Source organism: Paenirhodobacter sp. CAU 1674 (assembly GCF_029222945.1).
Taxonomy (GTDB): Bacteria; Pseudomonadota; Alphaproteobacteria; order Rhodobacterales; family Rhodobacteraceae; genus Rhodobacter.
The window spans coordinates 210965-236622 of sequence record NZ_JARHUH010000003.1; the positions used below are offsets into that span (position 1 = coordinate 210965).

The window sequence follows — 25658 nt, forward strand, 5'->3', positions numbered from 1 at the left end:
AGTGAAGATCAGATCGCCTGCGGGACGGCGGCAGCACGCTGATCGCCCAGACAGGTGCAGGCGCTCCACCAGTCGGGATGGGCGGCGCTAAGGATGCGATGCGCGGCCTCGGCCTCGGGCAGGGTGGCGAAGAGCGCAAAGCAGGTTGCGCCCGAGCCTGACATCCGCGCCAGACGCGCCCCGGGCAAAGCCTGCAGCGCAGCCAGTGCAGTGGTGATGAGCGGCTGAACAGTCTGGGCCGGGGGTTGCAGATCGTTGCGTTGCTGTGCCAGCCATCCGATCAGTGCAGCGGCATCTGCAAAATGCGGCAGCGCCGGGGGCATCGGCGGATTTTCCTTCTGTGTCAGCGCCTTGAACACCGCGGGCGTCGGCACCTCGACCCGCGGATTGACCAGGATCGCGGGCAAGGGCGGCAGGGCAACCGGGGACAAATCGGCGCCGATACCCTGCGCGCGCAACGGTTCGGGCGTCAGACACATCGGAACATCGGCCCCCAGCGCGGCAAGCTGTCCGGCGGTCGGCAGATCGCCGGGGCCGAGGCGACAGAAGGCGGCCAGCCCGCGCAAGGCCGCCGCAGCATCGGACGATCCGCCGCCGATCCCCGAGGCCGCGGGCAGGGTCTTGGTCAGGTGCAGCGCCGCGCCGCGCCCTGCCGGCAACAGGGCCGCCATCTTCAGCACCAGGTTGCGCGCATCCGCGGGCACACCGGCAGCTTCGGGGCCGTCGACGGCAAGCGACAGCGCATCAGCCGGGGCGATCCGCAGCCGGTCGCCCACCGGCGCGAAGGTCACCAGACTGTCGAGCAGATGGTAGCCATCGGCCCGCTGGCCCGTGACATGCAGCGTCAGGTTGATCTTGGCCGGGGCCAGAACCTCAATTTCCGGCATCGCCTTTGGCCTTCAGCGGCGGCGCGCCTTCCTCTTTCAGCACCTGATCGAGCCCGACGTCCAGCTTGCGCCGCACCCGCTCCATATCCAGATCGTCGCCGGGGCCGAAGCTCAGCGCCCGACGCCACTGGAATTCCGCCTCGCGCTTGCGCCCCACGGCCCAGTAGACATCGCCCAGGTGGTCGTTCACCAGCGGATCCACGGCTTCCAGCTCGACCGCATGCTCCATCTGCACGGCGGCCTCTTCATAGCGCCCAAGCCGATAGAGCGCCCAACCCAGACTGTCGACGATATAGCCGGAATCGGGACGCGCAAGGACGGCACGCTGGATCATGTCCAGCGCCTCGTCCAGATTGGTGCCCTTCTCGACATAGGAATAGCCAAGATAATTCAGCACCGCAGGCTGATCGGGGCTGAGTTCGAGCGCCTTGCGGAACCCCGGCTCGGCCTTGTCCCACTGGTCAGAGCGTTCCTGAGCGATCGCGCGGGCATACCATACGAACCAGTCGCGCGGCTGCGGCGTGCCTGCCAGTGCGATCGCCTTGTCATAGGCGGCGGCGGCTTCTTTGAAACGGTTTTCCCGCCGCAGGGTATCGCCCAAGGCAACCCAGCCGCCCTGCTGATCCGGGGCGGCGCGGGTGATCTGCTCCAGCGCCTCGATCGCGGCTTCGGTCCGGCCGGCCTGCACCATCGCCTCGGCGCGCCCTAGGGCGGCAGCGGTGAAAACCGGGCTGTCGGGGGCGATCAGCGTATAGGTTTCGATGGCCAGATCGTATTGCTCCTGCTTCTCGAAGATCGCAGCGGTCAGAAGGATGGCATCGGCATGATCGGGGCGCAGGTAATGCGCCAGACGCGCGTGGATCAGCGTGAACGTGTCGGGGGCATCGTTCGACAGCGCCGAGGCCAGCGTGAAATAGACTTCGGCAATGCCGTCGCGCGCGCCGCCGATCAACGAGAAAGGCAGGGCCTCTCCCGCCTCCAGCCGCGCCCGCAGGGCGCTCAGTTCGGGGTCGAGATCGGCACCGAACACCGCGTCGATCAGCGCCACGGCGTCGACATCGCGTTCCAGCTGCGACAAGATCTGCGCATGGGCCAGAACGCCGCGCCGCGATGCCCGCAAGACCTGTCCGGTTGCGCCCGAAAAGATCTGATCCGCGCCCTCGTAATCACCGACCGAGGCCAGCGCGAGCGCCTTGTGATAGGCCGCAAAGGCCGCCACGCCCGGTTCCTTCGCCATCTCGTCAAAGGCGCGCGTGGCCTCGGACATCTGGCCAAGCCCGGCCAGCGCCCAGGCACGTGCCAGACCCGCGACCAGGGGGCCCGGCTCTGCCCCGTCGTCCAGCAGCTTGACGACAGCGGCAAAATCCTCGCGCTGCGCGGCATCGGCAAGCAGCGTCAACGCCGCGACCTGGCTGCCACCCGCAGGCGCGCCCATCTTCGCCGCCAATGCCACCGCCGTTTCGAAATCGGCCTGTGCCAGATCCGCAATCAACGCGGATTCCTGAACGCCCAGATTGTCGGGGTCCGACTGCAACAGCCGCGCATAATAGCCCGCAGCCGCCGTATAGTCGTTCAGACCGGACGCGATGCGCGCCGCCAGATAGGGGCCCGCCAGATCCGCCGCTGCGGGTGCGGCCAGCGCAGTCCCCAGCAAAACGGCCAGCAAGGCGGGGCGGACGGTCGTGAGGCGAAGCGGCACGGGCTGTTCCTTCTTGTCGTTTCGTCGAAACTATCCGCCGCGTCCGGCCAAAGCAATGCGGGGGGCGCCCCAAGCACCCCCCGCAGATCGCTTTACACGCTGATTTGACGCAAGACTTCGCGCCGGACCACCGATCACATGTTCGGATAGTTCGGGCCGTCGCCGCCCTGCGGGGTCGTCCAGGTGATGTTCTGGCTCGGGTCCTTGATGTCGCAGGTCTTGCAATGCACGCAGTTCTGGAAGTTGATCTGGAAGCGCGGGCCATTGTCGCCCTCCAGCACCTCGTAAACCCCTGCCGGGCAATAGCGCTGCGCCGGTTCGGCATATTTCGCCAGGTTGACCGAGATCGGAATCGAAGGATCTTTCAGCTTCAGGTGACAGGGCTGGCTTTCCTCATGGTTGGTGAAGGAAAACGCGACGTTGGTCAGCCGGTCGAAGCTGATCTTGCCATCGGGTTTGGGATAGTCGATCGGCTTGAAATTCTTGGCCTCGCCGGTATGCGCGGCGTCGTTCTTGCCGTGCTTGAGCGTGCCGAACAACGAGAAGCCGAACAGGTTGTTGGTCCACATGTCCAGACCGCCCAGGATCAGCGAGGGGATCATCCCCCAATGCGACCACATCGGCTTGACGTTGCGCACCTTCTTCAGATCTTTCGCGATCGGGCCCGAGCGCAGATCGGCCTCATAGGCCGTCAGCTCGTCGCCCTCGCGCCCGGCCTTGATCGCCGCCGCCGCCGCTTCGGCCGCGGCAATCCCCGACAGCATCGCGTTGTGGTTGCCCTTGATCCGCGGCACGTTCACCAGACCGGCCGAGCAGCCCAGCAACGCCACACCCGGCGCCACCAGTTTCGGGATCGACTGCCAGCCGCCCTCGGAAATCGCACGCGCGCCATAGGCCACGCGCTTGCCGCCTTCCAGCAGCTCGGCCACCATCGGGTGATGCTTGAAGCGCTGGAATTCCATATAGGGATAGAGATAGGGGTTCTCGTAGTTCAGGTGCACCACGAAACCGATGAAAACCTGATTGTTTTCAAGGTGGTAGATAAAGCTGCCACCACCAGCATTGCCACCAAGCGGCCAGCCCATCGTGTGGGTCACCGTGCCCTCGCGGTGTTTCGCGGGGTCGATTTCCCAGATTTCCTTCATGCCCAGGCCGAATTTCTGCGGGCAATGGCCTTTCGACAGATCGAATTTCGCCATCACTTCCTTGGCCAGCGAGCCGCGCACGCCTTCGGACAGGAAGACATATTTGCCGCGCAGCTCCATCCCCGGCTCGTAGTTCGGGCCCGGGGTGCCGTCGGATTCAAGCCCCATCTCGCCCGCGACGACGCCCGCCACGCGATTGCCGTCCCAGACGATCTGGCTGGCGGCCATGCCCGGGAAGATCTCGACGCCCAGTTCCTCGGCCTGTTCGGCCATCCAGCGGCAGACATTCGCCATCGAGACGATGTATTTGCCGTGGTTCGACATCAGGGGCGGCATCGGCCAGTTCGGAATACGGATGTGACCCGCCGGCCCGAGGATATAGAAGTTGTCTGTCTTGACTTCGGTCTTGACCGGTGCGCCCTTCTCTTTCCAGTCGGGGATCAGCGCATCCAGACCACAGGGATCAAGCACCGCACCCGACAGGATATGCGCCCCGATCTCGGACCCTTTTTCCAGCACCACGACGTTCAGATCGGGGTCGATCTGTTTCAGCCGGATCGCCGCGGACAACCCCGAAGGCCCGCCCCCCACGATCACAACATCATAATCCATCGACTCGCGTTCGATCTCGGACATCCCTCGGCTCCTTCGGCTTGCGTCGCGCGTGCTCTCGGCCTCGTGACTAGCTTACCTGACGGAACGAAGCAATTGTGACGCAGCGATCCGGCGCAATATTCTTTCGCCTTTGCAGCAAATCAGGCGGCGCCGATCCGTGCGAAAATGCGGCCGACCCTTGACACCTGCCCTGCATCGCGGATTTACACGAAGAAACAAGATCCGTTCAGACCAGGGCCTCCCATGGAAAAGATACCGATGACGCGCGCCGGGTATGATGTGCTCGACGAAGAACTCAAAACCCTGAAATCGGTCGAACGTCCGACCGTTATCAAGGCGATCGCCGAGGCGCGCGAACATGGCGACCTGTCGGAAAATGCCGAATATCATGCCGCCCGCGAGAAACAGAGCTTCGTGGAAGGCCGGATCAAGGAACTGGAGTCGATTCTGGGCCGGGCCGAGGTGATCGACACCGCGCGGCTGTCTGGCTCGGTCAAGTTCGGCGCGACCGTGACGCTGGTCGACGAGGACACCGAGGAAGAGCGCACCTATCAGATCGTCGGCGAGGCCGAAGCCGATCTGGAGCGTGGCCTGCTGAACATGAAGGCGCCGCTGGCGCGCGCGCTGATCGGCAAGGACGAAGGCGACAGCGTCGAAGTGCGCACCCCCGGCGGTTCGAAAGCCTACGAAATTCTTTCGGTCCGCTATCTCTGACGGGCCATGGCCAGAAAGGTTCCCCCCGGAATGCGCGTGGCAAGACCGGACCGGACCAAGACAGATACTGCAGCGACGGGCGGCCTGGTGCCCCCCGCCGGCGGCGCCCCGCGCCTGAGCCGGACCGAGGCGATCGCGTTGACGCTCAGCGCGGCCTGGCTGGTGCTGGTGGCGGTGTTCTGGGCGCTGATACCGGGCGATGCCTCTGGCGGCAGTGCGCTGTCATCCGTGATGACCGTGGTGGGCATCATCTTGCCCGTCGTGATGATCTGGGTCGCGGCGGTCACCGCCCGCACCGCGCGCGAGATGCGCGCCGAAGCGCAGGCGCTGAAAGCCTCGGTCGAGGCGATGCGCAGCGCCTGGCTGAACCAGAACCAGGTGCGCAGCGGGCAGAACGTCGAAAAGAAGCTGGACGAGATCGCGCAGGCGGCGCGACAAGCGGAAACCGCGATTGCCACCTTCACCTCGCGCCGCGATGTGCAGGCCACGCAGCCCTCGGCCGACCGCAAGGCCGCGCTGGCCGCGCCGCGCCCCGCCCCTGCGGGCGAGGATCAGCCCGCGCTGGCCCTGGGCACGCCCGCCGATGCGCTGGCCATGCCGGTCTCGGTCGCCGATTTCGTGCGCGCGATGAACTTCCCCGACAATGCCGAAGATCGCGACGGCTTCCGCGCGCTGCGCCGCGCGCTGGAAGATCGCACCATGGCCAAACTGATCCGCGCCGCGCAGGACGTGCTGAACCTGCTGGCGCAGGACGGCATCTATATGGACGATCTGAAACCCGACCGCGCCCGCCCCGAGCTGTGGCGCCGCTTTGCGCAGGGTGAACGCGGCCGCGAGGTGGCGGCCCTGGGCGGGGTGCGTGACCGTTCCTCGCTGGCGCTGACCGCCGGGCGGATGCGCAACGACACGATCTTCCGCGATGCCGCGCACCACTTCCTGCGGCAGTTCGACAAGACCTTTGCCGAATTCGAAAAGAACGCCTCCGATCAGGAAGTGGCCGAACTGGCTGAAACCCGCACCGCGCGCGCCTTCATGCTGCTGGGCCGCGTGACCGGCACCTTCGACTGAGTCACAGCACGCGCGCCATCACGAAAGCCGTGTGAAAGCCAAAGATCAGCGCGGTCAGGCGGCTGGTGCTGCGGTTTTGCACCTGAAAGCCCATCCGCTCATACAGCGCCCGCGCCCGCAGGTTTTCCCCGACCACATCCAGCCGCAGTTCGCGAAAGCCGCGGGCCCGGGCCTCGATGCACAGGGCCTCGATCAGCGCGGCACCGACGCCCGCGCCGCGGGCTGCGGAACTGACCGCCAGACCATCGACGATCATCACGCTGGCCTCCTGATCGGTTGCCAACACCGCCAGACAGGCGTTGCGCCAGACCGCACCGAAACGGCCATAGACCGCGACCAGATCGCTGCGATCGCCCCCCACGAAAGACCCGCCATGGGTGCGAAATCCGATCACCCCCACCAGTTGCCCCGTGCTGTCGAAGGCGCTGATGACGTGACGGTCCGACATCACCCGCTCGATGAAGCGCAGCGCCTTGGCTTCGGGGCCCATGACCCGCCCCAGCTTGCCGCCGAACGCCTGCCAGTAAAGCTGCGCGGCCGGGGCGCGATGTTCGGGGCGCAGCCCGTGGCCGACCCAGATGCTCATGACGCGCGCCCCGCAAACAGGGTTTCGGCCCGAGCCAGATCTTCGGGCGTGTTGATGTTGAAGAACGGATCGGGGGCAGCGTCGAAGACGGCCTCTGCCGCGCCCTGCAAGGCCAGACGCATCCGCCGCTCGCCCGTGTCGAACAGATCCCGCAGCCGATCGCACCCCGCCACCGGCCAAAGCGCCGCAGTCGGATGGAGACGCCCGCCCGAGACCGCCAGCGCCATGCCCCCCTGCGCGGCATCGCGCAGCCGGGCCACCAGATCGCGCGGCAGGAACGGCGTATCGACCGAAGCGGTGACCAGCGCCGCGGCCCCCTGCCCCGCCGCCCAGTCGAGCCCGGCCAGAACCCCGGCCAGCGGCCCCTCGCCAATCGTTCCGGGCGCATCGGCCAGCACCGGCAGGCCCAGATCCGCAAACCGCCCCGCATCGCCATTGGCCGAGATCGCCAGCACGGACACCTGCGGTCCCAAAGCCGCAGCCAGATGCGCCACCAGCGGCTGCCCGGCCAGCGGCAACAGCGCCTTGTCGGCCCCGCCCATGCGCCGCCCCGCGCCCCCTGCCAGGATCAGTCCTGCGATCGCCACATTGCCCCCGTTACAATCCCGCGCTGGCATCGCTGCCACACCGGGCCTATGACTGGCGCAACCCCGCCCGCTTCACAAGCCCCAACCTTGGCCGATCCATGACCGACCCCACCTCGCCCTCCAGCGCCTATTGGCGCGGTTTTCGTCAAGGCCTGCCTTTCATGCTGGTCATCGTGCCCTTCGGCCTGTTGTTCGGCGTGGCCGGCACCGAGGCCGGGCTGAACCTGTCCGAGGTGATGGGCTTTTCCATCCTCGTCATCGCGGGCGCCTCGCAGTTTACCGCCGTACAGCTGATGTCGGACAATGCCCCGGTCATTCTGGTGCTGCTGACCTCGCTGGCGGTGAACCTGCGAATGGCGATGTATTCCGCCTCGCTGGCGCCGCATCTGGGGGCCGCCTCGCGCTGGCACAAGACGCTGATCGCTTATTTCATGGTCGATCAGGCCTATGTCCTGTCGATTCAGGATTACGAGGTCCGACCGAAGCAGAGCCTGACGCAGAAGCTGGCCTATTACGCCGGGGTCTGCACGCCGCTGTGCCCGCAATGGTATGTCTCGACCTGGGTCGGCGCGGTGATCGGGCAGGCGATCCCGCCCGAATTCGCGCTGGATTTCGCGGCACCCATCACCTTTCTGGCGATGCTGGCGCCCGCAATGCGCACACTGGCACATGTGGCGGCGGCGGCGGTGTCGGTGATCGTGGCGCTGGTGCTGGCGTTTCTGCCCTCGGGGCTGGGGCTGCTGATCGCGGCGGGGGCGGCCATGGTTACCGGCGCGAAGGTCGAGGTCTGGATGCAAAGGCGGCGTGTGTGATGGAACACTACAGCAAACCCGAAATCTGGCTGATCATCGTCGTGATGGGGATCGGCACGTTCTTCCTGCGCTATTCGTTTCTGGGGCTGATCGGCAACCGCCCGCTGCCGGAATGGGCGCTGCGCTATCTGCGGTATACGCCGGTGGCGGTGCTGCCCGGTCTGGTCGCGCCGCTGGTGATCTGGCCCAGTGCGACCGGCGGCGCGTTCGATCCGGCGCGCCTGCTGGCGGCCTGCGCCACGGTTCTGGTGGGGGTGGTCACCCGCAATGTGCTGGCTGCCATCGCGGGTGGTCTGGGCACGCTTTATCTGGCGCTGTGGCTGCTCGGCTGACGCCGGCCAGCGTCACTTGACGCTGTTCACCGGCTGGTAGCGCACTTCTTCCTGCTGGATCATCAGCACACCCGAATTGTTGTCGGGGTCGCCGTCATGGTTCAGCTTGCTCTGGACCCCGGGCAACTTGGCGAAGGCCGCCGACAACCGCAACGGCGAGAAGGTCTGCGGAATACTCTCGAACCCGGGCACCCCGCGGAAGATCGACGAGGTGGAACGGGCGCACATCATCTTGGACACGGCCCCATAGCCTTCGGCGCGCGCGCGCAACATTTCTGCCTGTTCCAGCGTCACCGGAACCTTCTGTTCCAGCACGTCCCAGGTCGCGCGGGCATGATAGTCGATGTAGAACTTGCGCATTTTTTCGGTGATGCCGTAATGCACATCATTCCGTTCGGGCACCCAGGGGTGATACCAGCTGCCCGCCGGATCGAACATGACCCGCTGCGTGCCGTCGATCATCACCGAGGAATGGCCGCCCGCGCCCGACGAGGTGCTGATCACCGTATAAAGCGTGACCGAGGGCGGTTCGCCCGACACATAGGCGGCACGTTGCACCTCTGCATCCGGGGCCCAGGTCTGTTCGGCGCCACACGCGCCCAATGCCAGCGTCATAGCCAGGCAGATGAAAAGTCGGCGCATCTGCCTGACCCTCCTCAAACTCTTGGTGGGGCTGGTAGTTCAGCCGTTTGCCAGAGCGAGAAACACCAGAAATATGATAATCGCAACCACGGCATAGGTTACGAAGCGCACAAAACCGGCGAATGTCTTCTCCTGGACACGAATATCCATCTTGCCCGGCTGATAATCGGCCATTGCGTCCTCCCTGACTGGCTCCCTGCCTCAAGGGTTAGCGCATGTGCGGCACTCTGTCACCTGTGCTGATCGAGCGGCTTGCTCTGCGCGATTCCCTGTCCCAGCCGGAACCCGATGCGGCGGGGTTCCTCTTCCTCGGCACCTTTCGGGATCGCCACGAGCATGACGTTCAGCTGGCTGACATGCTGGATCAGCTGGGTGCGCACGCCGTCTTCGTCGCGGCCATAGAAGGTCAGGATGTCGGGCGCGAAATAGCCCAGGCCCTCGATCTGCAGCACACCCACATCGCCGCCGGTCAGCCCCAGCGCGACCTCTTCGTCGGGCTGCAATTGCTGCTCGAAGTTCTGGATATACAGCACAAGCCGTTCATAGGCCCATTGCGCCGGGCTCTTGCCCTCGACCGGCTCGGCCGCCAGATCGGGCGGCAGTGGCAGGTTCTCGGGGGTGTCGGGCGCATTCTCGGCCATATGCACCGCCCGGGCACGGGGCAGTGCGCTTTCCTCATGGGCCTCGGCGGTGGTGCGGATCTCGGTCATTTCAGGCTCCAGCCCCAGGCACCATCGGGGCGCCTTTCGCGGGTCACCTCGCCTTTGTGCCAAAGATGGTTCAGATGCGCCACCGACTCGTCCAGCGCCAGCCCGTATTCGCGTTCGCCGATGCTGCGCTTGAACAGCGCGGGGAAGCATTCGGTCGCGCTGCGCGGCGCCTCGGCCAACATGCCGCGCAGCCGGTTCAGCGCGCCTTCGTGGTTCTCGATCATCTGCCGCAGCCGCAGCGGCAAGCCGGTGAAGGGCAGCTTGTGACCGGGCAGAACCAGATGCCGGTCATCTGCCAGCGGCTGGAAACCGCGGCAACTGTCGAGCCAGTCCGCCACCGGATCGGCCAGCGGCTCGGTCGCATAGACCCCCAGATTGGCCGAGATCGAGGGCAACAGCTGATCGCCGCCGACAATCAGGTCGTCGTCCAGGCTCCACAGCGTCGCGTGATCGGGCGCATGGCCATGGCCAATCCGCACCTGCCAGCGGCGCCCGCCCATGCCGATCTGCTCACCCTCGTCGATCCGGCGATAGCCCAGCGGCAGCGGATGCACGCAATCGGCAAAATTGAAGGGCCGCGCGGCCCGGCGTTTTTCGAACAGTTCAGGCACCATCCCCGCCGCCCGCCAGAATTCCAGCGTTTCCGCCCGCGGCACCGGCTGATCGTCCAGCACCAGCATCCGCGCAAACAGCCACGAGGTGCGGGTGGTCCACAGCTCGGCGCCGCGGGCCTGCAGCAGCCCGGCCAGACCGATATGATCGGGGTGGTAATGCGTGACCAGAACGCGCCAGACCGGGCGTCCGCCCATCGGCCCCGCGATCAGGGCATCCAGCGCGGCGCGGCAGGCGGGCGTGTCGATGCCGGGATCGACCAGCGTCCAGCCCGCTTCACCATCGTCGAAGGCGAAGCAGTTGACGTGATCCAACGCCATCGGCAGCGGCAGCCGCGCCCAGAGCACACCGGGCGCGACCTTGATCGCGTCGCCAAAGGCGGGCGGTTCGGGCCACGGATAGCGCAGCCCGCCCCGTTGCGCGCTCATGCGCTCAGGTCTTCCACGCTCAGCGCATAGAGGCCCTCGGCGCCTTCGCGGGCCTCGGCCAGAGCGGCGGCATATTGCGGCAGCAAGCGGCGGATATAGACCGCGGCAAGCTTGGCCCGCGCGCTGTCCGCGCCCGCGGCAATCGCCGCGCGCAGGTGGTAATGCGCGCCCAGAACCCGCGCGAAGGCCCGCAGATAGGGCACCGCGCCGGCGAAACGATCCTGCATGCCCTGGGCCAGCAGAACCTCGGTCGCCTCGCGCAGGGTTTCCGCAGCGGCCCAGACATCCTCGGCCAGATCCGGCAGGACGGTGCGCGCGGCCTTGGCCTCGTCTTCCACCTCTTGCAGCAGACGGAAGGCGGCGCGGCCCTGATCCATCATCTTGCGGCCCACAAGGTCCATCGCCTGAATGCCGTTGGTGCCTTCGTAGATCGCGGTCACCCGCACGTCGCGGTAGAATTGCGCCGCGCCGGTTTCCTCGATGAAGCCCATGCCGCCATGCACCTGCACACCCTGCTCGGCCACCCACATGCCGATGTCGGTGCCATAGGCCTTGGCGATGGGCGTCAGCAGTGCGGCCCGCGCAGCCCAGTCGTCATTGCCCGTGGCCCGGCCCATATCCAGCGCCACCGCGCAGGCCAGCGCGATCGAGCGTGCGGCGAACACCTCGGCCTTCATTTCCGCCAGCATCCGGCGCACGTCGGCATGTTCGATGATCGGCGCGAACTGCACCCGTTCCTGCGCGTATTCCAGCGCCTTCTGATAGGCGCCCTCGGCAATGCCGATGCCCTGCACGCCCACGGCCAGACGGGCGTTGTTCATCATCGTGAACATCGCGGCCATGCCCTTGCCGGGTTCGCCCACCATCCAGCCGGTCGCGCCGTCAAAGGCCATCACGCAGGTCGGCGATCCGTGCAGACCCATCTTGTGTTCCAGCGACACGACCTTCAGGCTGTTGGCCACGCCCGGGTTGCCGTTCGCATCGGGAATGAACTTCGGCACCATGAACAGGCTGATGCCCTTGGTCCCCGGCGCCGCATCGGGCAGCCGCGCCAGCACCAGATGGCAGATGTTCGCCGTCACATCCGAATCGCCCCAGCTGATGAAGATCTTCTGCCCGGTCACCGCATAGGTGCCATCGCCCAGCGGTTCGGCCTTGGTGCGCAGCGCCCCCACGTCGGACCCGGCCTGCGGTTCGGTCAGGTTCATCGTGCCCGACCATTCGCCCGAAATCAGCTTGGGCAGATACAGTTCCTTGATCTCGTCACTGGCGTGATGCTCCAGCGCCTCGATCTGGCCTTGCGTCAGCAGCGGGTTCAGTTGCAGCGACAGACAGGCGCCCGACATCAGGTCATTGACCGCCACGCACAGCGTCTGCGGCAGGCCCATCCCGCCAAACTCCTGCGGCGCCGCAATCGCGACCCAGCCACCCTCGGCAATCGCCTGATAGCCTTCCTTGAACCCGGGCGAGCTGCGCACCACCCCGTTTTCCAGCCGCGCGGGCGTCAGATCGCCATTGCGGTTCAGCGGCGCCATCACCTCGTCGCACAGCCGACCCGCCTCGGTCAGGATCGCCTCGACCGTGTCACCGGTGGCCTCGGCGAACATCTCGGTCGCGGCGACCGGGGCCAGCGGCACCACCTGATCCAGAATGAAGCGGATTTCCGCGACGGGCGAACGATACGGCATGGGATGCTCCTTTGGCGCGCGGCTTGGCAAATGGGGGCTGCACGCGTATGACCTGATTTCCGGGGGTAAGTTACCGCAAGGTCAGGCCCCTTCAACACCAACGCTGCGTCACGAAACCCCGATGAACCAGAAAACCGAACGCCTTGGCACCGATCCTGCGGGGCTGGCCCGTGCTGCGCAATTGCTGGGCGCGGGTGCGCTGGTCGCCTTCCCGACCGAGACGGTTTACGGCCTGGGCGGAGATGCGCGCAGCGATCTGGCCGTCGCCCGGATTTTCGAGGCCAAGGGCCGCCCGCGCTTCAATCCGCTGATCGTGCATCTGCCCGATCTGGCGGCAGCCGAGACGATCGCCGTTTTCTCGCCACAGGCGCGCGCGCTGGCCACGGCGTTCTGGCCCGGGCCGCTGACGCTGGTGCTGCCGCTGCGCCCCGAGGCGGGGATTTCCGATCTGGTCACGGCGGGCCTGCCCACGGTGGCGATTCGGGTGCCCGAACATCCGGTGGCGCGGGCCCTGCTGGCGGCCTATGGCGGGCCGCTGGCGGCGCCTTCGGCCAACCCCTCGGGCAAGATCAGCCCGACCTGCGCCGATGACGTGCTCGATGGTCTGGACGGGCGGATCGCGGCGGTCGTCGATGGCGGCCCCTGCGCGGTCGGCGTCGAATCGACGATCCTTGCGCTTGATCCGCCTGTGCTGCTGCGCCCCGGCGGCCTGCCAGCCGAGGTGCTGGAGGCCGCGCTTGGTCAGCCGCTGGACATGGGCGGCGATGCGACCAAGCCCACCGCGCCCGGGCAGTTGCTGTCGCATTATGCCCCCGGCGCCTTGGTGCGACTGGAGGCCAGCGCACCGGCCAGCAACGAAATCTGGATCGGCTTCGGCCCCGAATGCGAACTGGCGAACCTGAACCTGTCGCCCAGCGGCGATCTGGTCAAGGCTGCGGCAAACCTGTTCGGCGCCCTGCGGCAGGCCGACCGGATGGCTGCCGCAGCGGGGGCGGTGCGCATTGCCGTGGCGCCGGTGCCCGACCACGGGCTGGGCCGCGCCATCAACGACCGGCTGCGCCGCGCCGCCGCGCCGCGACCCTGATTTCAGGCCCGCCCCGCAGCCGCAGACAGGCTGCGCGGGTCGATGCCCATGCCGCTCAGGGCGCGCATCCATTTCGTCGCATGTTCGCCGCTCAGCGCCAGATCGGCATCGGCATCGGCGATCAGCCAGCCGTTATCAAGGATTTCCTCCTCCAGCTGCCCCGGCCCCCAGCCCGCATAGCCCAGGGCCAGAAGCGCCCGATCCGGGCCGCAGCCCGCAGCGATGTCTTCCAGAATGTCGCGCGTGGCGGTCATCGACATCTGCGGCGTGACCGGCATCGGCTTGCCGCGCCCCTGCCATTCCGGGCTGTGCAGGACGAACCCGCGCCCGGTCTCGACCGGGCCGCCAAACAGGATCGGCCGGGTTTCGGCCCGGTCCGAGGCGGTGACCGAAATGCCCAGCTGTTCCAGCAGATCGTTCATCCCGGGCTTGGGCAACGGCTTGTTCACGATCAGACCCATCGCGCCTTCGGGCGAATGCGCACAGACCGCCACCACCGCATGCTCGAATCCCGGATCGCCCATTCCGGGCATGGCAATCAGCAGTTTTCCGGTCAGATCCATCGCCGCCTCCGTGCGCCTCGGGGCCAGTTGCCCCCTTCCCGTTCAAGGTGGCCCCCCGCCGCCCCACGATCAAGCCCCGGGGTGTGGCAAGAACGCACAACACGCGCAACTGGCGCGTTTGTGACTTTGCCTGCCCCCCTTTCCAGCGGTATCGCAAGGGCATGACCAGATTTGCCGCTGCCCAATTCTCGACTGCCCTGTGCCTTGCCCTGGCCGCCCCGCTTGCCGGGCAGGCTCAGGATACCCTGCTGCCCCCCGGCATGGAGGGGGCCGAACTGCTGCCCGGCTGGCAGACGCCGACGGGTGCGCGGATGGCCGGGGTGCGGATCGCGCTGGACAAGGGGTGGAAGACCTATTGGCGCAGCCCGGGCGATGCGGGCATTCCGCCCAGCCTGAACTTTGCCGATTCACAAAACGTGGCACGGGTGACGGTGCACTGGCCCACACCCGAAATTTTCGACCAGAACGGCCTGCGGTCCGTCGGCTATGACGACGAGCTGATCCTGCCGCTGGAAATCACCCCCGCAGATCCGACGCAGCCGGTTGCATTGTCGGCCGATCTGGAATTCGGGATTTGCCATGAAATCTGCGTGCCGGTCTCGGTCGCGCTTGATGCCAATCTGGACGGGCCGGGCGCGCCCGATCCGATGATCCGCACCGCGCTGACCGAACAGCCGCGCCCAATCGACGGCGGCGCGCGCTGCACGGTCGAACCGATCGCCGACGGAATGCGCGTGACCGCAACGATCGACCTGCCCGAAGCGGCGCAGGAAGTGGCGCTGTTCGAGTTGAAATCGACCCCGGTCTGGGTGTCGGATACGGTGGCGCATCGCGAGGGCGGGCAGCTGACCGCGATGGCCGAATTCGTGCCGGAAAACGCGCAGCCCTTCGCACTGGACCAGAACGATCTGCGCATCACCGTGCTGAGTGCCGAGGGCGCCGTGGAAATCAACGGCTGCCCCGACTAAGCCGCTGGCCCTCAGCCCCGCGGGCTGAGGTGACGCACCCGCCCGCGCAACACGCGCGGCGCCAGAATACCCGCCGCCAGCACCACGACCGCCGCCAGCATCACAAAGACACCCAGGGCCGCGCCGACGCCCGTGCCCGACCAAAGCGCGCGCCCCAGCGTGGCCGCGAAAGCCAGCGCCACCAGCGCCGTCGCCGCCCACAGCACCGTGCGCAACCCCGGCACCCGCGCCCCGTGCCGCATCGCCCGCACCTGACGGGCGAAATCCATCTGCACCGCCAGCGTCGCCGGCACCACCAGCAGCACGATCACCATGCCGAACCCCAGCCCGTAAACCAGCGTGATGACGGTGGATTTCAGGAACAGCGCCGCGCTGGATTGTTCATACAGCAGCGGCGCCAGCCCCAGAACCGTGGTCAGCGTGGTCAACATCACCGGGCGCAGACGGTCGGCCACCGCATCCACGATCGCCGGGATCAGCCCGCGCTTTTCGGCATATTCATCGACCGTCGAGATCAGCACGATCGCATCGTTGATGATGATGCCGGACATGCCGATGGCCCCCACCACGGCAAACATCGACATCGGCAATTGCCAGATGTAATGGCCCCAGATCGCCCCGACCAGGCCGAAGGGAATGACCGACATCACCACGATGGGCCGGGTCCAGCTGGCAAAGATCCAGGCCAGAACGATGTAGATGCCAATCAGGCACAGCGTCAGGCCCAGAATCGCATCGGCCATGAAATCGCGCTCCTGCTCGGCGGCGCCGGAGAGTTGATAGACGATGCCGCGCTCTTCGGCGATGCGCGGCAGGATCACCTCGCTCAGCTGCCGGGTGATTTCATTGGCGCGCTCGGGGTCGTCTTCGGAAATGTCGCCGGTAACGGACACAAGCCGCAACCCATCCTCGCGCCGGATCGTCGAAAACCCGGTTTCCGAGCGCACGGTGACGATATCGGCCAGCGGCACCCATTCACCCGCCGGCGTGCGCATCTGCATCCGCTCGGTGAAATCGGCGGCCAGTTCGCTGTCGGGCAGTTCCACCCGGATCGTGGCCGAACGCACCCCGTCGGGGAAGCTTGCCGCCTCGGTCCCGTTCAGCCGGGCGCGCAATTCGCGGCCCAGGGCGTCGATATCGAAACCAAGTGCGGCCCCCTGCGGCGTCAGGCTCAGGATCAGCTCGTCCTTGTCATAGGCCAGGTTATCCTCGACCGCCGACACCTCGGGGAAGGCGGCAAGCGCGGTTTTCAGGTCTTCCGCGGCGTCCTTCAGCACCCGACTTTCCGCGCCGGTGAACTGCACCGACAGCCCGTCCGAGGACGGCCCGAAGCGGAAACCACGGAAGCTGATTTCCTCCAGCAGCGGATGGCGCGTGGCCTCTTGCTGCAGGCGGCTGACGAAATCGGCGCTGGAATAGGGGCGATAATCGCTGTCGATCAGCTCGATCGAGATGCTACCCAGTTGGTCGGCGTCCTTGCTGTCGGCCGAGGCCAGCCCCCGCCCCGCCGCGCCACCGACCTGCGCGATGGCATATTCGACCGGGTTCACCCCGTATTCCGCCTGATATTCGGCGCCGACCTTTTCGACCGCGGCCTGCAGCCCGCGCATCATGTCCAGCGTATCGTCGCGCGAGGCACCGGCGACCATGGCGAAGGCGCCCGACACCGTGCTTTGTTCGGGCGGGCTGAAAAACCGCCACTGCACCTTGCCCGAAATCAGGAAGGACACCTGCCAGGCCAGCAGCGCCACCGCCGCCGCCAGCACCGGATAGCGCGCCGCGATCACCGCGCGCGTGAGCGGCCGCATCAGGCGCACCCGCACCCATTCCAACCCCCGGTTCACCTGCCGCGAGGGCCAGTCATACCACGCGCCTTCGGCGGTATGGGTCAGCGCATGGGCCATGTGATTGGGCAGGATCAGGAAGCATTCGATCAACGAGGCCGACAGCACCGCGATCACCGTCCAGGGAATATCGGTCACCATCGTGCCCATCTGCCCGCCGATGATTGTCAGCCCGGCAAAGGCGATGACCGTGGTCAGGGTCGAGGCAAAAACCGGCGCCGCCATCCGCCGCGCGCCCTGTTCGGCGGCCAGCACCGGGTGTTCGCCCAAGGAACGCGCGCGGAAATCGGCATGCTCGCCCACCACGATCGCGTCATCCACCACGATCCCCAGCGTCAGGATCAGCGCGAACAGCGAGATCATGTTGATCGTCATGCCCGAGACATACATCACCGCAATCGCCGCCGCCATCGAGGTGGGAATCCCCATCGCCACCCAGAACGCCGTGCGCGCGTTCAAAAACAGGAACAGCAGCACCAGCACCAGCCCGAGCCCCATCACCCCGTTGCCGATCAGCAGTTCCAGCCGCTGCGTGATCGCGTCCGAACGGGTGCGGATCAGGTCGATCGTCGTGCCCGCGGGCAGCGTCGGCTCCATCGTGGCCTTCACCTGTTCGACCTTGCGCTGCAGGGCAATCGCATCGCCCTGGGCCGAGCGCGCGACATTGATCGACATCGCCGGGTTATCGCCCACGAAATAGGCGCGGTTGCGGTTCGCCCCCTCGACCCGGACGGTGGCCACATCACCCACGGTCAGCTGCGATCCGTCGGCTTCGGACCGCAGCACCAGCGCCGCGATCTCGCGCGCATCGCGGCGTTCCTCGCCGGTGCGCACCCGCGCGGCGCCCCCCGCCACATCCCCCGCAGGATTGGTCGAGGCCTCGGCGGCGATCACCGCCACGATCTCGGACAGGGTGACATCGTGCTGCATCATCTTGACGGTCGGCACCTCGACCACCGTCTGCGGCGCGGCCATGCCCTGAACGGTGGTGCGCGTCACCCCCTCGGCATAGAGCCGCACGACCAGTTCATCGGCCAGCCGCCCCAGCTGTTCGGGCGCCAGAGGGCCGGTGATGACGACATCGGTGACCGTATCGCGCCAGACCCCGCGCGTGACCTCGGGTTCCTCGGCGGCCTCAGGCAGGTCGCCCGCGGTGGCGATGGCCTGTTCAACATCATTGACCGCGCGACCCATGTCCCAGCCGGGTTCGAATTCCAGCGTGATCTTGGCCGAGCCTTCGGTAGCGCGGCTTTCGGACGCCTCCACGCCTTCGACTGCAATCAGCGTGGGCTCCAGCACCTCGACGATGGCGCGGTCCACATCTTCGGCGCCGGCGCCTTCCCAGGTGACGGAAACATTGACCTCTTCGACCACGGAATCGGGAAAGAACTGCGCGCGCATCCGCGGCGCGGCGGCAAGCCCCGCACACAGCAGCACGACCAGAACGATATTGGCCAGCGTCGCGTGGCGCGTGAACAGACCCAAGATGCCGCGCGGCGGCGGCAACGGGTCGCCGGGGCGGGCAAAATCCCCTTCGGCCATCGCGGCGGCCGCGGCCGCGGCGTTCGGACCGGGCGCCTGAACGGGCGTATCGGGGTCACTCATCGCTCAGCCCCCGATCCGTTCTTCCAGCCGGGTCACGACCGAAACCGGCACCTGATCCAGCGCCAGTTGCGCGCGCAGCCGGGTCTTGTTGTCTTCCGACATCCGGCTGTTGCCTTCGACGAAGGCCAGCAGACGCGCCCGGCGTTCGGGGTCCAGCGCAATCGTCTCTTCGGGGGCCGGGATGGCGGCCCCGTCCTGCGCGGGGCGCAACGGGCGCAGCTTCAGCCCGGTGCCCAGCAGCGGCGTGCGCTCGGCCACGATTTCTTGCCCCGCCCGCAGCGTGGCGGCGCGGATCAGCACCGCATCGCCCTGCCGGCGCAGCACCTCGACCGGCGCATCCTGCAGCCGGTCGCCTTCGGCCAGCACCAGCACCCGGCCATCGGCCCCCACGGCAGCGGCAGGCACCTGCGCCACATTTTCCAGCGCGGGTTCCTGCAGGCGCACGGTGACGAAATCGCCCGCACGGAAACTCGCCGCGCCCTGTTCGAGCCGCGCGAACAGCAGCCGCCCGGTCAGCCCCTCGTCCACCGCCGCACCGACCCGCACCAACCGCGCCTGCGCCTGCAGCATCGCCCCCTGCGCATCGAGCGTCACCGTCGCGGGCGCCTCGATCAGCCGCCCCTCCGCATCGGTCAGCCGCGCATATTGCGCGTTCGACACCCGGAACGCGACTTCCAGCGCGGCAGGGTCGATCAGTTCGGCCAGCATTTCGTTGTTCGACACGATCCCGCCGCGCACCGCCGTCACCTGCGCCAGAAGGCCGGGGAATTCCGCGCGGATCTGGGTTTCGTCAAGCTTCCGCTCGGCCTCGGTCAACGCGATTTCAGCGCGACGGCGGCTGTTTTGCGCCTGATCCAGCGTCGCCTGCGCCGATGACAGTGCCGCGCGTTTGGTCAGCACGGCCTGCTCGGCAGTGCTGAGTGCCAGTTCGGCGGTTTCGGTATCGGCGGCCTTGCCAAGCCCCTTGGCATCAATCGCGCGCTGCCGTTCCAGCGCGCTTTGCCGCAGCACCACCTGACGTTCGGCGGCAATCAGATCGTCGCGCGTGATATCCAGCGCGCGGGTCGCCTGTGCCAGCGCGGCCTCGGCCTCGGCCAGCGATGCGGCGGCACTGTCGCGCACCGCCCGCGCCTCGGCCGGATCGAGTTGCACCAGCACCTCGCCTGCGGCCACGGCGGCGCCCTCTTCGAAATTCGGCGACAGATCGGCGATGGTGCCCGCAGCCGAGGCGCGCAATTCCAGACGCCGGGTCGACCGGACCTCGCCATAGGCGGTCAGTTCCGGGGTGATCGTGGTGAAGTCGAGCGTCACGACATTCGCCGCGAACACCCGCTCGCGCGCCGCAGCCGGCCGTCCGCCCCCAGAGGCGCGGGCGTCGAGCGCCGATTTCACGGCAAAGCCCGCTGCGGCCAGCAGCCCCAGCGTCAGCGCCAGAAGAAACAGCCCCATCAGGCTCCGCGTCAAAAACCGCATCGTCTTGTCCCTGCCAAGGCGAGGCCTGGCCCCGCGCACTATTCTTAAAGATATATCGCAGATGTCTTACGCAAAAACAGCATCCCCCTTCTACGCGGCACAAGGCCGCTTCCGCTACCGATCACGCAATCGTCAGGGTGCGGGGCAGACTCAGCCGTTCAGCCGGGCACGGATTTCCAGCAGATCGGCCCAGGCTTCGCGCTTGGCATGCGGCTGGCGCAGCAGATAGGCAGGGTGCGTCATCGGCAGCGCCGGACGGCCGAAGGCCTCAGTCCAGTGCCCGCGCAGCCGCAGGATACCGGCCTTGCCCAAGGCCGCCTTGCAGGCCGCATTGCCCATCAGCACGATCAGATCGGGATCGGCCAGTTCGACATGGCGCGCCAGAAATGGCAGCATCTGCGCGATCTCGGCAGGTTCCGGGTCGCGGTTGCCCGGTGGCCGCCAGGGCAGGACGTTGGTGATGTAAACCGCAGCCAGCGCATCGGGTGCGGCCCGCGACAGGCCGATCGCCGCCAGCATCCGGTCGAGCAACTGGCCCGCGCGCCCCACGAACGGACGCCCGATCTGGTCCTCGTCGCGGCCCGGGGCCTCGCCGATAATCATCACGCGCGCGCCCGGGGTGCCATCGGCAAAGACCAGATTGCGCGCGCCCTTCTTCAGATCGCACAGATCGTAGGCTGCCATCGCCTCACGCAGATCGGGCAGAGTCTGCGCCGCTGCCGCTGCCGCGCGGGCCACGGCGACCGGGTCCGGCCCCGCCTCTGGCACGACATGCAGCGCCGGACGCCTCGGGGCCTCGGGCGCAGGCGCGGGGGCTGCGGGGCGATGGATCTGCGGCGCGGCATCGGGCAGGGCATAGCAATCGACGGGCTCGTCCAGCACCGCTTCGGCCACGCCCAGTTCGACCTGCCACTCCAGGGCGGCCAGCGCGGCATAGTAATCCAGTTCGGCGTGGGGCTGAGTCTCCATCCCCGCAAGCTATGCGCGCAGGGCGACAAGGTAAAGCGCCCGCCCCGCGGCACGCTTGGCGCTGGACGCGCGCGCGGCCTTTTGCCATAAGGCCCCAGCACAACATCGGAGGCAGGTGAATGGCATTCCGCGCAAGGCACCTTCTGGGGATCGAGCATCTGACCCAGGAAGATATCCGCACCGTCCTTGATCTGGCCGACCGCTATGTGGAACTGAACCGGCGCACGGTGAAACGCACCGACGTGCTGGCGGGGATGACCCAGATCAACATGTTTTTCGAAAATTCGACGCGCACCCAGTCCAGTTTCGAGCTGGCCGGCAAACGCCTGGGTGCGGATGTGATGAACATGTCGATGCAGACCAGTTCGGTGAAGAAGGGCGAAACCCTGATCGACACGGCGATGACGCTGAATGCGATGCACCCCGATCTTCTAGTGGTGCGGCACGGCTCGTCGGGGGCGGTCAACCTGCTGGCCGAAAAGGTCAATTGCGCTGTGCTGAATGCGGGCGACGGCAAGCATGAACACCCGACTCAGGCGCTTCTGGATGCGCTGACGATCCGCCGCGCCAAGGGCCGGATCGGGCGGCTGACCGTGGCGATCTGCGGCGATGTCGCGCACAGCCGGGTTGCCCGCTCGAACCTGATCTTGCTGAACAAGATGGAAAACCGGGTGCGCCTGATCGGGCCGCCGACGCTGATGCCCGCGGGCATCTCCGAATTCGGCTGCGAGGTTTACGACGACATGCGCGCGGGGCTGGAAGGCGCCGACGTGGTGATGATGCTGCGGCTTCAGAAGGAACGGATGGATGGTGGCTTCATCCCGTCCGAACGCGAATATTTCCACCGCTACGGGCTGGACGCCGAAAAGCTCAGCTACGCCAAGGACGACGCCATCGTGATGCACCCCGGACCGATGAACCGCGGCGTGGAAATCGACGGCGAGATCGCCGACGACATCAACCGCAGCGTGATCCAGGAACAGGTCGAGATGGGCGTTGCCGTGCGCATGGCCTGCATGGACCTGCTGGCGCAGAACCTGCGCGCCGAACGTGGCCGGGCGGCGACGGAGGGCACCTATGTCTGAGATGAAACGCGACACGGTGATGGATTACCGCCCCGGGCCGCAATCGGAATTGCCGCTGGAAGAAGGGGAACCCGTGCTGGCGGTGTTTCTGGCCGACCATCGCCGCTATTGGACTGACCACGGCGCGATGATTGCCGTGGGGATCGCGGCGCTGCTGGCGATCCTGCCGCTTATGGGCAAGGCCGATCAGCTGCCTGTGGCGATTGCCGCGGTGGTGATCGGGCTGCTGCTGCGCGGGCTTTACTTCCGCTCCGAGGCTTTCGCGCGGCGCTGGCAGCTGACCGACCGGCGGTTGATCGGACCGCAGGGGCGGCAGGTGATGCTGCTGGAAATCGACAAGGTGCGGCGTCTGCTGGGCGATGTGCAGATCGTGACCAATTCGGGCGCCAAGCATCTGATCAAGCATCTGGCCGATGGCGAAGCCGTGGTGGCCCGGATCGAGGCCGCACGCAGCGCCCGCGCCAAGGTCGCGCGATGACCGGCGCGCGCTGGGAAGATTATTTCCTGCCGGGCGAAAAGCTGCTGTGGCAAGGCGCGCCGGTTCCCGGGTTTCACGCCTGGCCGATGGCGGTGTTCATGACGCTGTTCGGCATTCCCTTCCTGGCCGCGGGCGGCGGGCTGAGCCTGGGCGGGCTGTTCTTTGCCTTCCAGGCGAAAAGCGCGACGGATCTGGGCGGCACGCTGCTGGCCGCGGTCTTTGGCTTGCCGTTTCTGGCTGTCGGGCTGTTTTTGGTGGTGGGCCAATGGATCATTGCGGCGCAAGCCCCACGCCGGGTGCGCTATGCGCTTTCGACCCGCGCGGCCTATATCGCGAAACACTACTGGGGCCGCGATCTGGCGATCTATCCGATCCTGCGCAGCTCGGGGCTCGAGCTGAAAACCGGGCGCCGCGCCGCCTCGGTCTGGTTCTACAGCCAGCGCGAAACCGACAGCGACGGCGATGAGCGGACCCAGCGCGCCGGGTTCGAAAATATCGCCGACGGCGAAAAGGTGCTGCGCCTGATCCGCGAATTGCAGCTGCAATCCGCCCCATCTTCCTCTGCCAGCTTCCGAGAGGCCCCCGATGACCCTGTTTCTTGAAAACGCCCGCCTGATCGACCCCGAGGCGCTGACCGAAAGCACCGGCAATCTGGTCATCCACAACGGCGTGATCGCCGCGATCGGCACGATGTCGGCGCCCGCCGACGCGCAGGTGATCGACTGTCGGGGCGCCTGTCTGGCGCCGGGGATCGTCGACATCGGCGTCAAGATCGGCGAGCCGGGCGAACGGCACCGCGAAAGCTTTCGTACCGCCGGGCTGGCGGCGGCGGCGGGCGGCGTGACCACCATCATTGCCCGGCCTGACACCCTGCCCGCCATCGACACGCCCGAGACGCTGGAATTCGTGACCCGCCGCGCCACCGAGGCGCCGGTGCGCATCCGGCACATGGCCGCGCTGACCAAGGGCCGCGAGGGCCGTGAAATGACCGAGATCGGCTTTCTGCTGGATGCCGGCGCCGTGGCCTTCACCGATTGCGACCATGTGACCACCGACACCAGGGTGCTGGGTCGCGCGCTGACCTATGCGCGCAGCCTGGGCGCGCTGGTGATCGGGCACCCGCAGGAACCGGGCCTGTCGAAAGGCGCCGCCGTGACCAGCGGCAAATTCGCCAGCCTGCGCGGCCTGCCCGGCGTGTCGCCCATGGCCGAGCGGATGGGTCTGGACCGCGACCTGGCGCTGGTCGAAATGACCGGCGCGCGCTATCACGCCGATCAGATCACCACCGCGCGCAGCCTGCCTGCGCTGGAACGCGCCCGGGCTGCCGGGCTGGACGTGACGGCGGGGATCTCGATCCATCACCTGACGCTGAACGAATTTGACGTGGGCGATTACCGCACCTTCTTCAAGCTGACGCCGCCGCTGCGCTCGGAAGAGGACCGCCTGGCGATGGTGGCGGCGGTGGCCGACGGGCTGATCGACGTGATCTGTTCGATGCACACGCCCGCCGACGAAGAAAGCAAGCGCCTGCCGTTTGAAGAGGCGGCCTCGGGCGCGGTCGCGCTGGAAACCTTCCTGCCCGCGGCGATGCGGCTGGTGCATGCGGGCCACCTGAGCCTTCCGCAACTGTTCCGCGCGATGGCGCTGAACCCCGCGCGCCGCCTTGGCCTGCCGCAAGGCCGCCTGGCCGAGGGCGCGCCCGCCGATCTGGTGCTGTTCGACCCGGACGCGCCCTTCGTGCTGGATCGCACCACGCTGCGGTCGAAATCGAAGAATACGCCCTTCGATGGCACCCGGATGGAAGGCAAGACCCTTGCCACATTCGTTGGCGGGGTGCAGGTTTACCGCAACGACAACTAACAAAAACAAGGCGAGGGCAGCAAATGCCGGGAATCGAGAGCGGGCCTGCGATGCTCGGGCTGGTGGCTGTGTGCAGCTATCTTCTGGGGGCGGTGCCTTTCGGATTGGTCATCACGCGGATGCTGGGCTTGGGCGATCTGCGCCAGATCGGCTCGGGCAATATCGGCGCGACGAATGTGCTGCGCACCGGCAACAAGCCCGCGGCGCTGGCGACACTGCTGCTGGACAGTGGCAAGGGCGCAATCGCGGTGCTGGTGGCGCGTGCGCTGCTGGGTGAAACCGCGGCACAGATCGCGGGGGGCGCCGCGTTTCTGGGGCACCTTTATCCGGTCTGGCTGCGATTCAATGGCGGCAAGGGCGTGGCCACCTTCCTGGGCACGATGCTGGCGCTGGCCTGGCCGGTCGGGCTTGCGGCCTGCGGAATGTGGCTGCTGACCGCGCTGGTCAGCCGGATCTCGTCGCTTTCGGCGCTGGTGGCGGCGGCCGCGACGGTGCCGCTGGCCTGGGTGCTGGGACACCGCGAGATGATGCCGCTGGCCGCCGGGCTGGCCGTGCTGGTGTTCTGGCGCCACCGGGCGAATATCGCGCGTCTGGCCGCCGGAACAGAACCGAAAATCGGCAAGAAGGGTTGATTTTGCCACGCGGCAGGCGCCTGATAGGCTGACAGCCTTATGTCGGAGCCCGCCATGGATTTTCAGACTGCCGTCCGCACTTGCCTGCAGAAATACGTCACCTTTTCCGGGCGCGCATCGCGCCCGGAATATTGGTGGTTCGTGCTGTTCATCATTCTGGGGCAGATCATTCTGGGCATCGCGGACAATGTGCTGTTCCACACCGGCAACGTCAGCCACGGCCCGGGATACTGGGGCTATCGCAGTGAAGGCGGGCCGTTGGGCGGCCTTTTCGCCCTTGCAACGCTGCTGCCCGCGATCGCGGCGGGCGCGCGGCGGCTGCATGACACCGGGCGCAGTGGCTGGTGGCTGCTGCTTGCGTTCCTGCCGTTGATCGGCGGGCTGGTGCTGCTGTATTTCTTCGTGCAGCCCTCGGACCCGGGCAGCAACGGCTTTGGCCAGAACCCGCGGCGCGGCAAACGCACAGAACCCGCACCGGAGCCCTGGGCAACCAGCGGTTCGATCCCCAAGGTCCCGCGCGAGGACTGAGTGCAGAGCGGGGGTTTCACACCCCCGCACCCCCGTGGGATATT

At 67.0% G+C, this 25658-nt stretch carries 26 protein-coding genes; 12 read left to right on the top strand and 14 right to left on the bottom strand.

The window, feature by feature from the left end; genetic code table 11:
* Positions 1-8 precede the first annotated feature (8 nt).
* From P2G62_RS05530 to P2G62_RS05540, 3 genes are all read right to left on the bottom strand, one after another.
* Entirely contained in the window at positions 9-887 is an 879-nt protein-coding gene (locus tag P2G62_RS05530) for a 4-(cytidine 5'-diphospho)-2-C-methyl-D-erythritol kinase (RefSeq protein ID WP_275733880.1), read from the bottom strand.
* Positions 874-2586 (bottom strand): tetratricopeptide repeat protein, encoded by a 1713-nt coding sequence (locus P2G62_RS05535; RefSeq protein WP_275733881.1) that lies wholly within the window; start codon positions 2584-2586, stop codon positions 874-876. Before P2G62_RS05535 ends, P2G62_RS05530 begins: the two co-directional genes overlap by 14 nt.
* Positions 2587-2720: 134 nt before the next feature.
* Complete coding sequence (locus P2G62_RS05540; protein ID WP_275733882.1) at positions 2721-4367, bottom strand: electron transfer flavoprotein-ubiquinone oxidoreductase; 1647 nt, start codon at positions 4365-4367, stop codon at positions 2721-2723.
* A 222-nt stretch (positions 4368-4589) separates the two neighbouring features.
* Between P2G62_RS05540 and greA the strand changes: the two genes are divergently transcribed.
* Positions 4590-5060: a transcription elongation factor GreA gene (gene greA / locus P2G62_RS05545; protein ID WP_275733883.1), complete on the top strand. Its 471-nt coding sequence runs from the start codon at positions 4590-4592 to the stop codon at positions 5058-5060.
* 87 nt (positions 5061-5147) lie between these two features.
* Positions 5148-6128, top strand: coding sequence for a hypothetical protein (locus P2G62_RS05550; protein ID WP_275733884.1), 981 nt, complete (start codon positions 5148-5150; stop codon positions 6126-6128).
* 1 nt (position 6129) lies between these two features.
* Here P2G62_RS05550 and P2G62_RS05555 read toward each other — a convergent pair whose 3' ends face one another.
* Both P2G62_RS05555 and mobA read right to left on the bottom strand, forming a co-directional pair.
* Positions 6130-6714: a GNAT family N-acetyltransferase gene (locus tag P2G62_RS05555; protein ID WP_275733885.1), complete on the bottom strand. Its 585-nt coding sequence runs from the start codon at positions 6712-6714 to the stop codon at positions 6130-6132.
* On the bottom strand, positions 6711-7301 hold the full coding sequence (gene mobA, locus P2G62_RS05560; RefSeq protein WP_275733886.1) for a molybdenum cofactor guanylyltransferase MobA: 591 nt from the start codon (positions 7299-7301) through the stop codon (positions 6711-6713). The genes P2G62_RS05555 and mobA overlap by 4 nt, the downstream gene beginning before the upstream one ends.
* A gap of 98 nt (positions 7302-7399) precedes the next feature.
* Between mobA and P2G62_RS05565 the strand changes: the two genes are divergently transcribed.
* The gene (locus tag P2G62_RS05565; protein WP_275733887.1) at positions 7400-8113 is read left to right on the top strand and encodes an AzlC family ABC transporter permease; all 714 of its coding nucleotides are present in this window, start codon (positions 7400-7402) and stop codon (positions 8111-8113) included.
* Positions 8113-8445, top strand: coding sequence for an AzlD domain-containing protein (locus P2G62_RS05570; protein WP_275733888.1), 333 nt, complete (start codon positions 8113-8115; stop codon positions 8443-8445). Before P2G62_RS05565 ends, P2G62_RS05570 begins: the two co-directional genes overlap by 1 nt.
* Before the next feature lie 12 nt (positions 8446-8457).
* On the opposite strand, the gene P2G62_RS05575 is transcribed toward P2G62_RS05570, so the two are convergent.
* The 5 genes from P2G62_RS05575 to P2G62_RS05595 are packed head-to-tail and all read right to left on the bottom strand — an operon-like array spanning position 8458 to position 12525.
* Positions 8458-9087 (bottom strand): hypothetical protein, encoded by a 630-nt coding sequence (locus tag P2G62_RS05575; RefSeq protein WP_275733889.1) that lies wholly within the window; start codon positions 9085-9087, stop codon positions 8458-8460.
* 39 nt (positions 9088-9126) lie between these two features.
* Entirely contained in the window at positions 9127-9261 is a 135-nt protein-coding gene (locus P2G62_RS05580) for an aa3-type cytochrome c oxidase subunit IV (protein ID WP_275733890.1), read from the bottom strand.
* 56 nt (positions 9262-9317) lie between these two features.
* Entirely contained in the window at positions 9318-9797 is a 480-nt protein-coding gene (locus P2G62_RS05585; RefSeq protein ID WP_275733891.1) for a DUF6173 family protein, read from the bottom strand.
* Complete coding sequence (locus P2G62_RS05590; protein ID WP_275733892.1) at positions 9794-10837, bottom strand: MBL fold metallo-hydrolase; 1044 nt, start codon at positions 10835-10837, stop codon at positions 9794-9796. Before P2G62_RS05590 ends, P2G62_RS05585 begins: the two co-directional genes overlap by 4 nt.
* Positions 10834-12525, bottom strand: coding sequence for an acyl-CoA dehydrogenase (locus P2G62_RS05595; protein ID WP_275733893.1), 1692 nt, complete (start codon positions 12523-12525; stop codon positions 10834-10836). Before P2G62_RS05595 ends, P2G62_RS05590 begins: the two co-directional genes overlap by 4 nt.
* A 121-nt stretch (positions 12526-12646) precedes the next feature.
* Here P2G62_RS05595 and P2G62_RS05600 point away from each other — a divergent pair, with 121 nt between their 5' ends.
* Positions 12647-13609, top strand: coding sequence for an L-threonylcarbamoyladenylate synthase (locus P2G62_RS05600; protein ID WP_275733894.1), 963 nt, complete (start codon positions 12647-12649; stop codon positions 13607-13609).
* 2 nt (positions 13610-13611) lie between these two features.
* Here P2G62_RS05600 and P2G62_RS05605 read toward each other — a convergent pair whose 3' ends face one another.
* On the bottom strand, positions 13612-14172 hold the full coding sequence (locus P2G62_RS05605; RefSeq protein ID WP_275733895.1) for a YqgE/AlgH family protein: 561 nt from the start codon (positions 14170-14172) through the stop codon (positions 13612-13614).
* A gap of 161 nt (positions 14173-14333) precedes the next feature.
* Here P2G62_RS05605 and P2G62_RS05610 point away from each other — a divergent pair, with 161 nt between their 5' ends.
* The gene (locus tag P2G62_RS05610; protein WP_275733896.1) at positions 14334-15140 is read left to right on the top strand and encodes a protein-disulfide reductase DsbD domain-containing protein; all 807 of its coding nucleotides are present in this window, start codon (positions 14334-14336) and stop codon (positions 15138-15140) included.
* An 11-nt stretch (positions 15141-15151) separates the two neighbouring features.
* Here P2G62_RS05610 and P2G62_RS05615 read toward each other — a convergent pair whose 3' ends face one another.
* The 3 genes from P2G62_RS05615 to P2G62_RS05625 form a co-directional block, all read right to left on the bottom strand.
* Positions 15152-18526, bottom strand: coding sequence for an efflux RND transporter permease subunit (locus P2G62_RS05615; RefSeq protein ID WP_275734093.1), 3375 nt, complete (start codon positions 18524-18526; stop codon positions 15152-15154).
* A gap of 66 nt (positions 18527-18592) precedes the next feature.
* On the bottom strand, positions 18593-20062 hold the full coding sequence (locus P2G62_RS05620; protein WP_275733897.1) for an HlyD family efflux transporter periplasmic adaptor subunit: 1470 nt from the start codon (positions 20060-20062) through the stop codon (positions 18593-18595).
* Positions 20063-20212: 150 nt separating this feature from the next.
* The gene (locus P2G62_RS05625; RefSeq protein WP_275733898.1) at positions 20213-21031 is read right to left on the bottom strand and encodes a uracil-DNA glycosylase; all 819 of its coding nucleotides are present in this window, start codon (positions 21029-21031) and stop codon (positions 20213-20215) included.
* A 119-nt stretch (positions 21032-21150) separates the two neighbouring features.
* Here P2G62_RS05625 and P2G62_RS05630 point away from each other — a divergent pair, with 119 nt between their 5' ends.
* Genes P2G62_RS05630 through P2G62_RS05655 form a run of 6 tightly spaced genes read left to right on the top strand, consistent with a single transcriptional unit; the run spans position 21151 to position 25614 of the window.
* Positions 21151-22116: an aspartate carbamoyltransferase catalytic subunit gene (locus P2G62_RS05630; protein ID WP_275733899.1), complete on the top strand. Its 966-nt coding sequence runs from the start codon at positions 21151-21153 to the stop codon at positions 22114-22116.
* On the top strand, positions 22109-22594 hold the full coding sequence (locus tag P2G62_RS05635; RefSeq protein WP_275733900.1) for a hypothetical protein: 486 nt from the start codon (positions 22109-22111) through the stop codon (positions 22592-22594). Before P2G62_RS05630 ends, P2G62_RS05635 begins: the two co-directional genes overlap by 8 nt.
* Positions 22591-23196, top strand: a complete 606-nt coding sequence (locus P2G62_RS05640; RefSeq protein ID WP_275733901.1) for a hypothetical protein — start codon at positions 22591-22593, stop codon at positions 23194-23196. The genes P2G62_RS05635 and P2G62_RS05640 overlap by 4 nt, the downstream gene beginning before the upstream one ends.
* Positions 23180-24454 carry a dihydroorotase gene (gene pyrC, locus P2G62_RS05645; protein ID WP_275733902.1) on the top strand — a complete coding sequence of 425 codons (1275 nt, stop codon included), beginning with the start codon at positions 23180-23182 and terminating at the stop codon, positions 24452-24454. The genes P2G62_RS05640 and pyrC overlap by 17 nt, the downstream gene beginning before the upstream one ends.
* 23 nt (positions 24455-24477) lie before the next feature.
* Positions 24478-25086, top strand: a complete 609-nt coding sequence (gene plsY, locus P2G62_RS05650) for a glycerol-3-phosphate 1-O-acyltransferase PlsY (protein ID WP_275733904.1) — start codon at positions 24478-24480, stop codon at positions 25084-25086.
* Between the two features lie 54 nt (positions 25087-25140).
* On the top strand, positions 25141-25614 hold the full coding sequence (locus P2G62_RS05655) for a DUF805 domain-containing protein (protein ID WP_275733905.1): 474 nt from the start codon (positions 25141-25143) through the stop codon (positions 25612-25614).
* Positions 25615-25658 lie beyond the last annotated feature (44 nt).